This is a genomic window from Streptomyces sp. NPDC012825 (genome assembly GCF_042900925.1).
Lineage (GTDB): Bacteria > Actinomycetota > Actinomycetes > Streptomycetales > Streptomycetaceae > Streptomyces.
In genome coordinates this window covers 371,688-387,102 of sequence record NZ_JBIBBZ010000006.1, presented here as the reverse complement: position 1 = coordinate 387,102, position 15,415 = coordinate 371,688, and the positions used below count along the sequence as shown (strand labels likewise).

General features: G+C 71.9%; 12 protein-coding genes. 8 read left to right on the top strand and 4 right to left on the bottom strand.

Going from position 1 to position 15,415, the window contains the following annotated elements; genetic code table 11:
• Positions 1 to 373 precede the first annotated feature (373 nt).
• The 3 genes from ACFY7E_RS17290 to ACFY7E_RS17280 all read left to right on the top strand — a co-directional run bounded on the left by ACFY7E_RS17290 (position 374) and on the right by ACFY7E_RS17280 (position 5,662).
• The gene (locus ACFY7E_RS17290; protein ID WP_389485616.1) at positions 374 to 1,630 is read left to right on the top strand and encodes a sensor histidine kinase; all 1,257 of its coding nucleotides are present in this window, start codon (positions 374 to 376) and stop codon (positions 1,628 to 1,630) included.
• Entirely contained in the window at positions 1,627 to 2,325 is a 699-nt protein-coding gene (locus tag ACFY7E_RS17285; protein WP_389485614.1) for a response regulator, read from the top strand. Before ACFY7E_RS17290 ends, ACFY7E_RS17285 begins: the two co-directional genes overlap by 4 nt.
• Positions 2,326 to 2,506: 181 nt before the next feature.
• Positions 2,507 to 5,662: an efflux RND transporter permease subunit gene (locus ACFY7E_RS17280; protein ID WP_389485612.1), complete on the top strand. Its 3,156-nt coding sequence runs from the start codon at positions 2,507 to 2,509 to the stop codon at positions 5,660 to 5,662.
• Positions 5,663 to 5,732: 70 nt separating this feature from the next.
• On the opposite strand, the gene nadA is transcribed toward ACFY7E_RS17280, so the two are convergent.
• Complete coding sequence (gene nadA, locus ACFY7E_RS17275) at positions 5,733 to 6,920, bottom strand: quinolinate synthase NadA (RefSeq protein WP_389485610.1); 1,188 nt, start codon at positions 6,918 to 6,920, stop codon at positions 5,733 to 5,735.
• Positions 6,921 to 7,156: 236 nt separating this feature from the next.
• Between nadA and ACFY7E_RS17270 the strand changes: the two genes are divergently transcribed.
• Positions 7,157 to 7,513 (top strand): iron-sulfur cluster assembly accessory protein, encoded by a 357-nt coding sequence (locus ACFY7E_RS17270; protein ID WP_015033024.1) that lies wholly within the window; start codon positions 7,157 to 7,159, stop codon positions 7,511 to 7,513.
• A 76-nt stretch (positions 7,514 to 7,589) separates the two neighbouring features.
• Here the strand turns inward: ACFY7E_RS17270 and ACFY7E_RS17265 are convergent, their stop codons facing one another.
• Both ACFY7E_RS17265 and ACFY7E_RS17260 read right to left on the bottom strand, forming a co-directional pair.
• Positions 7,590 to 9,104 (bottom strand): hypothetical protein, encoded by a 1,515-nt coding sequence (locus ACFY7E_RS17265; RefSeq protein ID WP_389485607.1) that lies wholly within the window; start codon positions 9,102 to 9,104, stop codon positions 7,590 to 7,592.
• A gap of 73 nt (positions 9,105 to 9,177) precedes the next feature.
• Positions 9,178 to 9,384, bottom strand: a complete 207-nt coding sequence (locus tag ACFY7E_RS17260; RefSeq protein WP_383443104.1) for a hypothetical protein — start codon at positions 9,382 to 9,384, stop codon at positions 9,178 to 9,180.
• Between the two features lie 129 nt (positions 9,385 to 9,513).
• On the opposite strand from ACFY7E_RS17260, the gene ACFY7E_RS17255 reads away from it, so the two are divergent.
• Positions 9,514 to 10,488, top strand: coding sequence for a carbohydrate kinase family protein (locus ACFY7E_RS17255; protein WP_389485604.1), 975 nt, complete (start codon positions 9,514 to 9,516; stop codon positions 10,486 to 10,488).
• A 42-nt stretch (positions 10,489 to 10,530) separates the two neighbouring features.
• Here the strand turns inward: ACFY7E_RS17255 and ACFY7E_RS17250 are convergent, their stop codons facing one another.
• Positions 10,531 to 11,919 carry a cysteine desulfurase/sulfurtransferase TusA family protein gene (locus tag ACFY7E_RS17250; RefSeq protein ID WP_389485601.1) on the bottom strand — a complete coding sequence of 463 codons (1,389 nt, stop codon included), beginning with the start codon at positions 11,917 to 11,919 and terminating at the stop codon, positions 10,531 to 10,533.
• A 386-nt stretch (positions 11,920 to 12,305) separates the two neighbouring features.
• Here ACFY7E_RS17250 and coxB point away from each other — a divergent pair, with 386 nt between their 5' ends.
• From coxB to ACFY7E_RS17235, 3 genes are read left to right on the top strand one after another with little or no spacing between them, the layout of a single operon-like run.
• A complete protein-coding gene (gene coxB, locus ACFY7E_RS17245) occupies positions 12,306 to 13,271 on the top strand; it encodes a cytochrome c oxidase subunit II (RefSeq protein ID WP_389485598.1) in 966 nt (321 codons plus the stop codon).
• The gene (gene ctaD / locus ACFY7E_RS17240; RefSeq protein ID WP_389485596.1) at positions 13,268 to 15,004 is read left to right on the top strand and encodes a cytochrome c oxidase subunit I; all 1,737 of its coding nucleotides are present in this window, start codon (positions 13,268 to 13,270) and stop codon (positions 15,002 to 15,004) included. The genes coxB and ctaD overlap by 4 nt, the downstream gene beginning before the upstream one ends.
• A complete protein-coding gene (locus ACFY7E_RS17235) occupies positions 15,001 to 15,399 on the top strand; it encodes a cytochrome c oxidase subunit 4 (RefSeq protein WP_125658260.1) in 399 nt (132 codons plus the stop codon). Before ctaD ends, ACFY7E_RS17235 begins: the two co-directional genes overlap by 4 nt.
• Positions 15,400 to 15,415 lie beyond the last annotated feature (16 nt).

The following is a 15,415-nucleotide window of genomic DNA, read 5'->3' as shown; positions in this document are numbered from 1 at the left end:
CGCCATGATCGTCAGACTAGCTCGCCAAGAGCCTCTCTTGCCGATCTCGTGGCATCGCGAACCCGCAAGGTGATCATTTGTCAGACACGGCCTAGGGGGCGGGACCTTCGCGCTGCCGGAACCGGCCCGGCGCCCGGCCGCACCCGGCCCGCGCCGACGCGGGGCCGCGCCCCGCCCCGGCCACCACCGGCCCGGGCACCGGACCAGGCCCGGGCCCCGGACCAGGCCCGGGCACCGGCGCCGGTCGCGGCTCCCGTGCCGTCCGCAGCCGCCCCGCCCGGTCTCGGAGGCGGACGACCCCGGCCGGTACCGACAGCCCCCGCCGGGTAGCCCTGCCCCGGTCGGACGCCTCCGCCCCGTACCGTTGCCTCCCGTGACTTCCACCGGATCCGCCGTCGGCGTCCTCTCACCCCGGCGGTTCGTCGACTGGTTCCGGACGCATCCGCTCGCCTTCGACGCGACGCTCGCGTTCGGCGTGCTCGTCTGCATGATCGCCGGGTCCTTCACCGACCCGCACGGCAGCCCGAACGGGCCCACCTTCGGCGACCGCGCGCCCGACGCGTACAGCGTGCTGCTCATGGTCGCCGGGGCCGTCGCCCTCGTGCTGCGCCGGCGCGAGCCCTTCGCCGTGCTCTGCTTCACCGCGGCGGTCACCCTCGTCGAGCTGGTCGACGACAACCGGCCCGCCCCCATCTCCATGAGCGTCGTCGTCGCGCTCTTCACGGTCGCCGCGCGCACCGACCGGCCTACCACCTGGCGGGTCGGCCTCGCCACCATGACGGTCCTCACCGCCGCGGCCATGGTCTTCGGCCCGACCCCCTGGTACGCGCAGGAGAACCTCGGCGTCTTCGCCTGGACCGGCATGGCGGCCGCCGCCGGGGACGCCGTCCGCAGCCGGCGGGCCTTCGTCGACGCGATCCGGGAGCGCGCCGAACGCGCCGAGCGCACCCGCGAGGAGGAGGCCGGACGCCGGGTCGCGGAGGAGCGGCTGCGGATCGCCCGCGACCTCCACGACGTCGTCGCCCACCACATCGCCCTGGTCAACGTCCAGGCCGGAGTCGCCGCCCACCTCATGGAGAAGCGCCCCGACCAGGCCAAGGAGGCCCTCGCGCACGTCCGCGAGGCCGGTCGCTCCGCCCTCGACGAGCTGCGCGCCACCGTCGGCCTGCTGCGCCAGTCCGGCGACCCGGAGGCACCCACCGAGCCCGCCCCCGGCCTCGCCGTCCTCGACGGGCTGCTCGACAGCTTCCGCAAGGCCGGCCTCCCGGTCGCCCTGGCCCGCGCCGACGGAGACGGGCCGCTGCCCGCCGCCGTCGACCTGGCCGCGTACCGGATCGTGCAGGAGGCCCTGACCAACGTGCGCAAGCACGCCGGGCCCGACGCGCGGGCCGAGGTCAGCGTCGTACGGGTGGGCCGCACGGTCGAGATCACCGTCCTCGACGACGGCACGCCCCCGGCCGCCCCGGCCGGGGACCCCGCCGGCGGCCACGGGCTGCTCGGCATGCGCGAGCGGGTCGGCGCGCTCGGCGGCACCCTGACCGCCGCACCCCGCTACGGCGGCGGATTTCGTGTACAGGCGATACTGCCCGTGGTCCCCCGCACAGGAGGGGACGAGGGGGAGGACGCGTGACCATCCGGGTGCTGCTCGCCGACGACCAGGCCCTGCTGCGCAGCGCCTTCCGGATCCTGGTCGACTCCGAGCCCGACATGGAGGTCGTCGGCGAGGCCCCCGACGGCGCCCGGGCCGTCGAGCTGGCCCGTACCGAGCGGCCCGACGTCGTCCTGATGGACATCCGCATGCCGGGCACGGACGGCCTCGCCGCCACCCGCGCGATCACCGCCGACCCCGGCCTCTCCGGCGTACGGATCGTCATGCTCACCACCTTCGAGGTCGACGAGTACGTCGTGCAGTCGCTGCGCGCCGGGGCCTCCGGCTTCCTCGGCAAGGGCGCCGAGCCGGAGGAGCTGCTCGGCGCGATCCGCATCGCCCACGCCGGCGAGGCGCTGCTCTCCCCGGCCGCCACCAAGGGCCTGATCGCCACCTTCCTCGCCCAGGGCCCCCGGGACGACGGCGCGGGCGCCGCGGGCGAGGAGGGCCGGGTCCGCTCCGAACGCCTCGCCGCGCTCACCGCCCGCGAGCGCGAGGTCCTCGTCCTCGTCGCGGGCGGCCTGTCCAACGACGAGATCGGCCGGCGGCTCGACGTCAGCCCGCTCACCGTGAAGACCCACGTCAACCGGACCATGGCCAAGCTCGGCGCCCGCGACCGGGCCCAGCTCGTGGTCACCGCCTACGAGTCGGGACTGGTGCGCCCGAGGACGGAGTGACCCGGAGCGCGGGTGTACTCCCAACGCGGTATGCGCGGCGTAAAGAAGTGCACCCGGGGGCCGAGGACTTCCGGCGGCGGATGGCCGATCGTAGGGACGGGGGCGTCCCGGGCCGGTCGAAGGCCGGGACGGGACGCCCCCGACCGCCGACGCGTACGCCACGGAAGAGAGACCCCATCCCATGTCCTGGCTGTCCAGATTCAGCCTCGCGCAACGGGCCCTGATCGGGCTGACGTCGCTCGTCGCGATCGTGTTCGGGGCGATAGCGATCCCGCAGCTCAAGCAGCAGCTCCTGCCCTCGATCGAGCTGCCCGTGGTCTCGGTCCTCGCCCCGTACCAGGGCGCCTCTCCCGACGTGGTCGAGAAGCAGGTCGTCGAACCCCTGGAGAACAGCCTGAAGGGCGTCGACGGCCTCACGTCGGTCACCTCCACGGCCTCCGAGGGCACGGCCCTCGTCATGGCCTCCTTCGACTACGGCGACGAGTCGACGAAGCAGCTCGTCGCCGATGTCCAGCAGGCCGTGAACCGCGCCCGCGCCCAGCTGCCCGACACGGTCGACCCGCAGGTCGTGGCCGGCTCGACGGACGACATCCCGACCGTCGTCCTCGCCGCCTCCTCCGACAGGGACCCGCAGGCACTCGCGGACCTCCTCGACCGGACCGTCGTGCCCGCCCTCCAGGACATCGACGGCGTCGGCCGGGTCTCCGTCAGCGGCGTCCAGGACCTCCAGGTCTCCGTCACCCCCGACGAGCGGAAGCTCGCCGGGGCCGGACTCAGCACCATGAAGCTCGCCGAGGCCCTGCGCTCCGGCGGCGGCACGACGCCCGCCGGCTCCTTCACCGAGGACGGCAGGAGCCGCACGATCCAGGTCGGCGGCGGCTACACCTCCCTGCGGCAGATCGAGGACCTGCGCATCCCGTCGGCCGCCCCCGGCAGGAAGAAGGCCGTCCGCCTCGGCGACGTGGCCACCGTCCGCCAGGAGGAGTCCCCGCGCACCTCCCTGACCCGCACCGACGGCAGGCCCAGCCTCGCCGTCACGGTCACCATGGACAAGGACGGCAGCGCCGTCGCGATCTCCGACGCCGTCGCGGAGAAGCTGCCGGACCTGCGCCGCGACCTCGGCGCGGGCGCCGGGCTCACCGTCGTCTCCGACCAGGGCCCGGCCGTCGCCGACGCCGTCTCCGGCCTCACCACCGAGGGCGCCCTCGGCCTCGTCATGGCCGTCCTGGTGATCCTGGTCTTCCTCACCTCGGTCCGCTCGACCCTGGTGACCGCGGTCTCCATCCCGCTCTCGGTCGTCCTCGCCCTCCTCGTGCTGTGGACCCGCGACCTCTCGCTCAACATGCTGACGCTCGGCGCGCTCACCATCGCCGTCGGCCGGGTCGTCGACGACTCGATCGTGGTCCTGGAGAACATCAAGCGCCACCTCGGCTACGGTGAGGAGCGCCGGGAGGCGATCCTCACCGCCGTCCGAGAGGTGGCCGGCGCCGTCACCTCCTCCACCCTCACCACCGTCGCCGTCTTCCTGCCGATCGGCCTGGTCGGCGGCATCGTCGGCGAGATGTTCAGCCCCTTCTCGCTGACGGTCACGGCGGCCCTGCTCGCCTCCCTGCTCGTCTCCCTGACCGTCGTCCCGGTCCTCTCGTACTGGTTCCTGCGTGCTCCCCAGGGCACGCCGGAGGACCTGGCCGAGGCCCGCAGGAAGGCCGAGGAGGCGGAGGAGAGGAGCCGCCTCCAGCGCCTGTACGTGCCGGTCCTGCGGTTCGCGACCCGGCGCCGGTTCGCGAGCCTGGGCATCGCGCTCGCCGTCCTGGCCGTCACCCTCGGCATGACCCCGCTCCTGAAGACGAGCTTCTTCGAGCAGGGCGACCAGAAGGTCCTGAGCATCAAGCAGAAGCTGGCGCCCGGCAGCTCCCTGAGCGCCTCCGACGAGGCCGCGAAGAAGGTCGAGAGGCTCCTCGCGGAGACCAAGGGCGTCAAGGACTACCAGGTCACCGTCGGCTCGTCCGGCTTCATGGCGGCCTTCGGCGGCGGCACCGGCGCCAACCAGGCCTCGTACCAGGTCAGCCTGGAGGAGTCCGCCTCGTACGAGAAGACGCGGGACGCCCTGGAGAAGGGGCTCGCCGGTCTCGACGGGATCGGCGACGCCACCCTCGCGGCCGGCGACGGCTTCGGCGGCCAGGACCTGAGCGTGGTCGTCAAGGCGGCCGACCCGGAGGTGCTCGCGAAGGCCGCCGAGCAGGTCCGGACCGCGGTCGCCGGACTCGACGGCGTCACCGGCGTCCAGAGCGACCTCTCGCAGTCCGTCCCGCGCGTCTCCGTCACGGCGAAGCCCGCCGCGGCCGACGCCGGCTTCGACTCCGCCTCGCTCGGCATGGTCGTCGCCCAGGCCGTCCGGGGCACCCCGGCCGCCAGGGCGACCCTCGACGGCAGCGAGCGGGACGTCCTCATCACCTCGGCGAGGCCCGCCACGACCCTGGACGGGCTGAGGGCGCTGCCCCTCGGCCCGGTGCGGCTCGGCGACGTCGCCACCGTCGAGCTGGTCCCCGGCCCGGTCTCCATGACCCGGATCGACGGCGCCCGCGCCGCGACGATCACGGGCAAGCCGGTCGGCGACGACACCGGGGCGGTGAGCGACGCCCTCCGGAAGGAGATCGGCGGACTCGACCTGCCGGCGGGTGCCACCGCCACCGTCGGCGGCGTCAGCGAGGACCTGCAGGAGACCGGGATCAAGATGGCCCTGGCGATGCTCGCGGCCGTCGCGATCGTCTTCATGCTGCTCGTCGCGACCTTCCGGTCGCTGATCCAGCCGCTGATCCTGCTGGTCTCGATCCCGTTCGCGGCGACGGGCGCGATCGGTCTGCTCGTGGCCACCGACACGGCGATGGGCGTCCCGGCGATGATCGGCATGCTGATGCTCATCGGCATCGTCGTCACCAACGCGATCGTCCTGATCGACCTGATCAACCAGTACCGCGAGCGGGGCCTCGGCGTCGTCGAAGCGGTGGTCGAGGGCGGCCGGCACCGGCTCCGCCCGATCCTGATGACCGCCCTGGCGACGATCTTCGCCCTGCTGCCGATGGCCCTCGGCATCACCGGCGAGGGCGGCTTCATCGCCCAGCCACTGGCGGTGGTGGTGATCGGCGGCCTGATCACCTCGACGCTGCTGACCCTGCTCCTCGTCCCGACGCTCTACGCGATGGTGGAGCTCCGCAAGGAGCGCCGCGCGAAGCGGAAGGCGGCGAAGAGGAAGGGGAAGGACGACGCCGTGGCGCACGACCCGGAGCAGCCGGACGTCTCGCCGCTGGACGCGACCCTGCTGGACCTCCTGGACTGAGCCCGGTACGCACGAAGGGCGCCCCGCTCGTGTCGCGGGGCGCCCTTCGGCGTACGTACGGGGTGAATCGTTACGGCAGTGCCAGCATCCGCTCCAGGGCCAGCTTCGCGAAGCTCTCCGTCTCCTCGTCGACCTGGATCCGGTTGACGAGCTTGCCCTCGGCCAGGGACTCCAGGGCCCACACCAGGTGCGGCAGGTCGATGCGGTTCATGGTCGAGCAGAAGCAGACCGTCTTGTCGAGGAAGACGATCTCCTTGCCCTGGTCGGCGTACCGGTTCGCCAGGCGCCGCACGAGGTTCAGCTCCGTGCCGATCGCCCACTTGGAACCGGCCGGGGCCGCCTCCAGGGTGTTGATGATGTACTCGGTCGAGCCCACGTGGTCGGCGGCGGCGACGACCTCGTGCCGGCACTCGGGGTGGACCAGCACGTTCACGCCGGGGATGCGGGCCCGCACGTCCTCGACCGACTCCAGCGAGAACCGGCCGTGCACCGAGCAGTGGCCCCGCCACAGGATCATCTTGGCGGCGCGCAGCTCCTCGACGGTCAGGCCGCCGTTCGGCTTGTGCGGGTTGTAGAGGACGCAGTCGTCCAGGGACATGCCCATGTCGCGGACGGCGGTGTTGCGGCCCAGGTGCTGGTCCGGCAGGAACAGCACCTTCTCGCCCTGCTCGAAGGCCCAGTTCAGGGCCCGCTCGGCGTTGGACGAGGTGCAGATCGTGCCCCCGTGCTTGCCGGTGAAGGCCTTGATGTCGGCCGAGGAGTTCATGTACGAGACGGGCACGACCTGCTCGGCGATCCCGGCCTCGGTCAGCACGTCCCAGCACTCGGCGACCTGCTCGGCGGTGGCCATGTCGGCCATCGAGCAGCCGGCCGCGAGGTCGGGCAGGACGACCTTCTGGTCGTCGCCGGTGAGGATGTCGGCCGACTCCGCCATGAAGTGCACGCCGCAGAAGACGATGTACTCCGCCTCCGGCCTGGCGGCCGCGTCGCGCGCGAGCTTGAAGGAGTCGCCGGTCACGTCGGCGAACTGGATGACCTCGTCGCGCTGGTAGTGGTGGCCGAGCACGAAGACCTTGTCCCCGAGCTTCTCCTTGGCCGCGCGGGCGCGTTCCACGAGGTCGGGGTCGGAGGGCGACGGCAGGTCGCCGGGGCACTCCACGCCGCGCTCGCTCTTCGGGTCGGCCTCGCGGCCGAGCAGGAGGAGGGCGAGCGGCGTCGGCTGAACGTCGAGCTCATGACGGGGATGGGCCGTGGTCACAGCACGCACCCTTTCTTCGGGGAACCTTTTCGTCTAAATGACGCTATCTATGATAGCCCCTTCACGTCATGTTGACGATGTCCATAGTGTCGATGTGACGAGTTCGCCTTCCACGGGTGTGGACAGGGTGTGCGAGCATGAAAGGAGGAAAAACCCACTCGGCCCGGAATGAATCCGGGGCACCGTCGGTTTCCACCGTCGGCAAGCAGTCTCCGTACACACCGGGAGAGAAGCAGATGTCCGTATCGGACGAGAAGACCACTGTCAGCGACGGCATCCTCCTGTCCGACGCCGCCGCGGCCAAGGTCAAGGCCCTCCTCGACCAGGAAGGCCGCGAGGACCTGGCCCTGCGCGTCGCCGTTCAGCCCGGCGGCTGCTCCGGCCTGCGTTACCAGCTGTTCTTCGACGAGCGTTCGCTCGACGGCGACGTCGTGAAGGACTTCGACGGCGTCAAGGTCGTCACCGACCGCATGAGCGCCCCGTACCTCGGCGGTGCGTCGATCGACTTCGTCGACACCATCGAGAAGCAGGGCTTCACCATCGACAACCCGAACGCCACGGGTTCCTGCGCCTGCGGTGACTCGTTCAGCTAGGGCCGAGTCGTACGCGTGAGTGAGGGCGGGCCCCGGAAGAGATTCCGGGGCCCGCCCTCACGCGCGTCCGGGGACGTCAGCGGCGCGGCACCGTCTCGCCGCTCGCCGCGTCCACCACCGGCCGCGAGCCGAGCGGGGCGTCCAGGTCCACCGTCTTCACGACCTCCACCGCCATGGCCACGCACATCCGGCCCGGCTCGGTCGGGGACTCCTCGATCCGCAGGGCGACCCGCTCCGGGGTCTCCTCCGCCGTGACCGTGTACGTGCTGCACACCCCGCCCCAGAAGGCGACCGTCAGCTTCCGCCCGTCGTCCCCGGTCCTGTACGACTGGACCTGCCGGGCCGGCGCCGTGCCCTCGCCGGCCGGCGGCGGGGTCGTCACCGGCGGAGCCGACCGCCGGTCCTCGACCGCCGTGCGCACCACCGTGTACGGCGCCGCGTCCGCCGGGTCCGCCGTGAACAGCCACGCCGGTACGAGCAGCCGCTCACCGGCCACGTCCTGCGCCGCGAGGCCGAACACCGCGCCCGTCACCGGCACCTCGACCGGCGGGGCCGAGTCCGAGGCCGTCCCGCAGGGCACCACCGCACCGCCCGTGGGCTTCCCGGCGCCCGGAACCTCCTCCGTGCCCGGCTTCCCGGCGCCCGGGGCCTCCTCCGCGCCCGGCCGTTCCCCGTTCGGGACGGGCGTGGCGCAGCCGCCGATGCCGACCGGGCCCGTGCCCTTCGAGTCCTCGTTCAGCTCGGCGAGGGCCTTCGCCGCCCCCACCACGGGGTACGAGGCGCCCTCGGCCGGCTCGTCGAGCATCCCGCTCCCGCCGGAGATCCGGCCGTCCGGCTCGACGTGCAGCCCCGTCGACCAGCCGTAGGTCGGCAGGCCGCCCACCACCGGCTCGGCGTTGACCACCCGCACGGACCCGTTCATCACCTGCCCGGCCGTCACCTTCGCGTCGTCCTGGCCGAGCGCCTTCAGGACGGGAGCGGCCGCCGCCCTCGCCGCCGCCTCGCTCACCGGCGAACCGCCGCGCGGGGTCTTCGCCTCGCCCGGGGGCGGACACGCCTTGCCCTTGAGGCAGGTGTCGCCGACCGGCCCGCCGTCGTACCAGGAGTACGTCCAGTTCCCCGGCGCCTTGCGCGCCACGTCGAGGCGCGGCCCCGAACCGTCCTTCTCGGGCGCGATCGACCAGACGTCGTTCGCCAGGACGGGACGCCCGGAGACGCCGAGCGCGTCGGCCAGCCTGGTCACCTCCGCCGAGGTGACCAGGCCCTCCGGCCGGTGGACCGCGGCCGAGGAGGGCCCCTGGGGGAGTGGGCCCTTGGCTTTGTAGACGGTCCCGCGCGGACCGCCGCCCGGATCGGGCTCGCCCGGCGCGATCCCGGGACCCCCGTCCGTACCGCCGTCGCCGCCCCCCGGACGCAGGGGCGACGGGGGACCGGCCGCGTCCGCGGACCGGCTCGCGCCGTCCGCGCCGCCGCCGTCGCCGGACGCCGCGGTGGCGAGGTACACCCCACCGCCCCCGGCGAGCAGCACGCCCGCCGCCACCGAGGCGGTGAGCAGCGTCCGCCGCCTCCGACCGTTCTCCGTACCGCTCACGGCTCAGCTCCTTCGGCCCTTGGTGTCCTGTGGAAGACACCGGTGGGACGGAGCGGACGCCCGGACGGTTCCGTCAGCCGCCGTACTCGGCGGTGGCGTCGATCAGCCGGGCCGAGGCGGCCGGCACGACGACCCCGTTGATCAGGGCGGGGGAGACCGGGGCGGACTCCGGCGCCTCCGGGGCCACCCAGTGCGGGGCCATCCGGGCGCCGTCGCCGCGCAGCTGGGCGAGACTCATCTCGGACTCGTGTCGCTCGCGGGGAGCGGGGTAGAGACTCATGGGCGCACCGTACGCACCACGAGCCCGCGGAGAAAAGGCCTACTCTGGGGTAGTTTCCACTGTTCGGCAGGGCCGCCCCCAGCGGGTAGCGTGAACTGTCATTACCGCCTTCCCGCAGGAGCGCCCGCCGTGCGTATCGCAGTCACCGGCTCCATCGCCACCGACCACCTCATGACCTTCCCCGGCCGGTTCGCCGACCAGCTCGTGGCCGACCAGCTGCACACGGTCTCCCTCTCCTTCCTCGTGGACAACCTGGACGTGCGCCGGGGAGGCGTCGCCGCCAACATCTGCTTCGGCATGGGACAGCTCGGCAGCCGACCGGTCCTGGTGGGCGCGGCGGGCTTCGACTTCGACGAGTACCGGGCCTGGCTCGACCGGCACGGCGTCGACACCGGCTCGGTCCGCATCTCCGAGGTCCTGCACACCGCCCGCTTCGTCTGCACCACGGACCGGGACCACAACCAGATCGGCTCCTTCTACACGGGTGCGATGAGCGAGGCCCGCCTGATCGAGCTCAAGGCCGTCGCCGACCGCGTGGGCGGCCTCGACCTGGTCCTGATCGGCGCAGACGACCCCGAGGCGATGCTCCGCCACACCGAGGAGTGCCGGACCCGCTCCCTCCCCTTCGCCGCGGACTTCTCGCAGCAGATCGCGCGCATGGACGGCCGGGAGATCCGCACCCTCCTCGACGGCGCCACCTACCTCTTCTCCAACGAGTACGAGAAGGGCCTCATCGAGTCCAAGACGGGCTGGACCGACGCGGAGATCCTCTCCCGCGTCGGCCACCGCGTCACCACCCTCGGCTCGCGCGGCGTGCGCATCGAGCGGACCGGCGAGGACCCGATCGAGGTCGGCTGCCCCGAGGAGACGGCCAAGGTCGACCCGACCGGCGTCGGCGACGCCTTCCGGGCCGGCTTCCTCACCGGTCTGGCCTGGGGCGTCGGCCACGAGCGCGCCGCGCAGGTCGGCTGCATGCTGGCCACGCTCGTCATCGAGACCCTGGGCACCCAGGAGTACACCCTGGGCCGCGTCAACTTCATGGAGCGCTTCACCAAGGCGTACGGCGACGAGGCCGCCGCCGAGGTCCACGCCCACCTGGTCTGACGCCCGCCCCCGCCGGGCCCGGGACGCCCCGGGCCCGCGCGGTCAGGACACCCGCCGCACCACGTACGCCCGGCCGCCCTCCGGCGGGTCCCCCTCGCCCACGTACTCCTGGCCCCGCATCTCGCACCACGCCGGGATGTCCAGGCGCGCCGCCTCGTCGTCCGCGAGGACCGTCACCGTGCCGCCCACCGGCACGTCGCCGATCACCTTCGCCAGCTCGATCACCGGGATCGGGCAGCGCCGTCCCAGCGCGTCCACGACCAGGGAGCCGGGGCCGGCCGCCGGGGCCGCGGCCGGGGCGGCCGGGACGCCGAGCCGCTCCCGCACCCCCGCCACCACCCCCGGCAGCACGTCGAGGAAGCGGTCCACGTCCTCCGCCGCGGTGCCGGCCGGCAGGGACACCCGGACGTTCCCCTCGCTCAGCACCCCCATCGCACGCAGCACGTGGCTGGGCGTCAGCGTGGAACTCGTACACGACGAACCGGACGAAACGGAGAAACCCTCCCGGTCCAGCTCGTGCAGCAGCGTCTCCCCGTCGACATAGAGACAGGAGAAGGTGACGAGGTGGGGGAGCCGGCGCACCGGGTCGCCCACCACCTCCACGTCCGGCACCAGCTCCGGCACCCGCGCCCGGATCCGGTCCACCAGGGCCCGCAGGCGCGCCCCCTCGGCCGCGGCCTCCGCCCGGACCGCCCGCAGCGAGGCCGCCGCCGCCACGATCGCCGGCAGGTTCTCGAAGCCCGGCGCCCGGCCCGACTCCCGCTCGTCCGAGGGCCCTTGCGGGGCGAACCGCACCCCCTTCCGCACGGCGAGCAGCCCCACCCCCGCCGGACCGCCCCACTTGTGCGCGCTCGCCGTGAGCAGCGACCAGCCGCCCTCCACCGGACCCCAGCCGAGCGACTGGGCCGCGTCCACGAGCAGCGGCACGCCGAGCCCCCGGCAGGCCTCGGCCACCTCGGCCACCGGCTGCCCGGTCCCCACCTCGTGGTTGGCCGACTGGAGGCACGCCAGGGCCGTCCCCGTGTCGAGGGCCGCCGCGAAGACCGCCGCGTCCACCGCCCCCGACCGGTCCACCGGCACCTCGGTCACGGTCCCGCCCGCCGCCGCGTGCGTCTCGGCCGCGTGCAGGACGGAGGAGTGCTCGACCGCCGACACCACGAGCCGGTTCCCGGCGCGCCGGCGGCCCGCGAGCGCGCCGGAGACCCCCGCGTGAACCGCGCGCGTCCCCGAAGGAGTGAACACGAGCTCGTCGGGGCGGCAGCCCACCGCCTCCGCCGCGGCCTCCCGCGCCGCGTCGAGCAGCAGCCGGGCCCGCCGCCCCTCCCGGTAGAGCCGGGCCGGATCGGCCCAGCCCTCGTCCAGGGAGGCGAGCAGCGCCTGACGGGCGACGGGGTGCAGCGGGGCGGCGGACGCGGCGTCGAAGTACGGCATCCGCCCACGGTAGAACGCGCCGGGACCACCCGCCCCGCCCACCCCGGCCCGCCCCCGCCCGCCCGGCTTTTCTCCGGCCTCCCGCCCCGCTCCCCCCCCCTTTCTCCTCGCGGACCCCCGTGAGCCCTCGTCAGAACACCCGTCCGGTCCGCCGTCAGGCCACTGGACGGGTGCGCCGGACCCCCCTCCGGAACCCCGGACTCCACCCCTTCGGGGAGTCGGACGGCGCGTTGGGCACCCTCCCCGCGCGACCCCAAATAGCGTCCAGTAGGGTTTGGTCCGCATAAACATCCAAACCCCTGCCCGCGGCACGGGGCGGCGACCGACCAGCGAGACGGACGGCCGTGGCCGACCAACGCGGGCCGAGACTCTCGGGAAGGCGCTACGTGAGTCCCAACGGCTCCGACCGCTCGTCGCGGCGCCCGATGCGGCGGAAGCTGCCGCAGGTGCTGACTGCGGGCCTGATCCTGACGACAGCCACCGGCTGCTCGTACAACTGGGAAGACTTCCCCCGCCTTGGTATGCCCACCCCCGTCACGGAGGAGGCTCCCCGGATCCTCTCCCTCTGGCAGGGTTCGTGGGCGGCCGCCCTCGTCACCGGTGTGCTGGTGTGGGGACTGATCCTGTGGTCGGTCATCTTCCACCGGCGCACCCGCACCAAGGTCGAGGTACCTCCGCAGACCCGTTACAACATGCCCATCGAGGCGCTGTACACGGTCACCCCCCTCATCATCGTCTCGGTGCTCTTCTACTTCACCGCGCGCGACGAGTCCGAGCTCCTCAAGCTCTCCAGCAAGCCCACCCACACGGTCAACGTGGTCGGCTACCAGTGGAGCTGGGGCTTCAACTACATCGAGAACGTGCCCGGCGTGAAGGGCGACGCCAAGACGGACAAGAACCTGGAAAGCGTGCCGGAACGGTACAAGGTCCAGTTCCCGGACAACGCGGGCGGCGTCTACGACGCCGGCATCCCGGGTGACCGGAACCCCCAGACCGGCAACCCGGGCCCGACCCTTTGGTTGCCCCTGGGTGAGAAGGTCCGGTTCGTCCTGACCTCCCGCGACGTCATCCACTCCTTCTGGGTGGTCCCCTTCCTCATGAAGCAGGACGTCATCCCGGGTCACCCGAACGCCTTCGAGGTCACCCCGACCAAGGAGGGCACCTTCCTCGGCAAGTGCGCCGAGCTGTGCGGTGTGGACCATTCCCGGATGCTCTTCAACGTCAAGGTGGTCTCCCCGGAGCGCTACCAGCAGCACCTGAAGGAGCTGGCCGAGAAGGGGCAGACCGGCTACATCCCGTCTGGCATCGAGCAGACGGAACCGGCCAGGAACGCGGAGAAGAAGGTACTGTGAGTATCCTCAACGAACCCCGGGGTGCGGCTGAGGCTGAGGAGCCTTACGAGAACGAGGTTCCGCCGCGTCGCAAGCAGCCCGGCAATGTCGTGGTGAAGTGGCTGACCACCACCGACCACAAGACGATCGGGACGATGTACCTGGTCACGTCGTTCGCCTTCTTCTGCATCGGCGGCCTGATGGCGCTCTTCATGCGCGCCGAGCTGGCCCGTCCGGGTACGCAGATCATGTCGAACGAGCAGTTCAACCAGGCGTTCACGATGCACGGCACGATCATGCTGCTGATGTTCGCGACGCCGCTGTTCGCCGGATTCGCCAACTGGATCATGCCGCTGCAGATCGGCGCGCCCGACGTGGCGTTCCCGCGGCTGAACATGTTCGCCTACTGGCTGTACCTCTTCGGCTCGATCATCGCGGTGGCCGGCTTCCTCACCCCGCAGGGTGCGGCCGACTTCGGCTGGTTCGCCTACTCCCCGCTGTCGGACGCCGTCCGCTCGCCGGGCGTCGGCGCCGACATGTGGATCATGGGTCTGGCCTTCTCCGGCTTCGGCACGATCCTCGGCTCGGTCAACTTCATCACCACGATCATCTGCATGCGCGCTCCGGGCATGACGATGTTCCGCATGCCGATCTTCACCTGGAACGTGCTGCTGACCGGTGTCCTGGTCCTGCTCGCCTTCCCGGTCCTGGCGGCCGCGCTGTTCGCCCTGGAGGCGGACCGCAAGTTCGGTGCCCACGTCTTCGACGCGGCCAACGGCGGAGCCCTGCTCTGGCAACACCTCTTCTGGTTCTTCGGACACCCAGAGGTGTACATCATCGCCCTGCCGTTCTTCGGCATCGTCTCCGAGATCATCCCGGTCTTCAGCCGCAAGCCGATGTTCGGCTACATCGGCCTGGTGGCCGCGACGATCGCGATCGCCGGTCTGTCCGTGACCGTGTGGGCCCACCACATGTACGTCACCGGCGGCGTGCTCCTCCCGTTCTTCTCCTTCATGACGTTCCTCATCGCCGTACCGACCGGCGTGAAGTTCTTCAACTGGATCGGAACGATGTGGAAGGGCTCGCTGTCCTTCGAGACACCGATGCTGTGGACGATCGGCTTCCTGATCACCTTCACCTTCGGTGGTCTGACCGGTGTCATCCTGGCCTCGCCGCCGATGGACTTCCACGTCTCCGACTCGTACTTCGTCGTGGCGCACTTCCACTACGTGGTCTTCGGCACCGTCGTCTTCGCGATGTTCGCCGGCTTCCACTTCTGGTGGCCGAAGTTCACCGGCAAGATGCTGGACGAGCGGCTCGGCAAGATGACGTTCTGGACGCTGTTCATCGGCTTCCACGGCACCTTCCTGGTGCAGCACTGGCTCGGTGCCGAGGGCATGCCGCGTCGTTACGCGGACTACCTGAACGCCGACGGCTTCACCGCCCTGAACACGATCTCGACGATCTCCTCCTTCCTGCTCGGCCTGTCGATCCTGCCGTTCTTCTACAACGTCTGGAAGACCGCCAAGTACGGCAAGAAGATCGAGGTCGACGACCCGTGGGGCTACGGCCGTTCGCTCGAATGGGCGACGTCCTGCCCGCCGCCGCGGCACAACTTCCTCACCCTGCCGCGGATCCGCTCGGAATCGCCGGCGTTCGACCTGCACCACCCTGAGATCGCCGCTCTCGACCAGCTCGAGAACAAGCCGCACGAGGCCGAGGCCCTCACGGGCAGCAAGGAGGCCGGCAAGTGAAGATCCAGGGCAAGATGTTCATCTGGCTGAGCGTCTTCATCCTCGCCATGGCGATCCTGTACGGCGTCTGGTCCAAGGAGCCGGTCGGCACGACGGCGCTCTTCCTGGCCTTCGGCCTGGCCATCATGATCGGCTACTACCTGGCCTTCACGGCCAAGCGCGTCGACGCCATGGCCCAGGACGACAAGGAGGCCGACGTCGCGGACGAGGCCGGTGAGCTGGGCTTCTTCGCCCCGCACAGCTGGCAGCCGCTCTCGCTCGGCATCGGCGGCGCGCTCGCCTTCCTCGGCGTCGCGATGGGCTGGTGGATCCTTTACTTCTCCGCCCCGCTGATCCTCGTCGGCCTGTTCGGCTGGGTCTTCGAGTTCTACCGCGGCGAGAACCAGAACCAGTAGCGGTACCCCGCTCCGC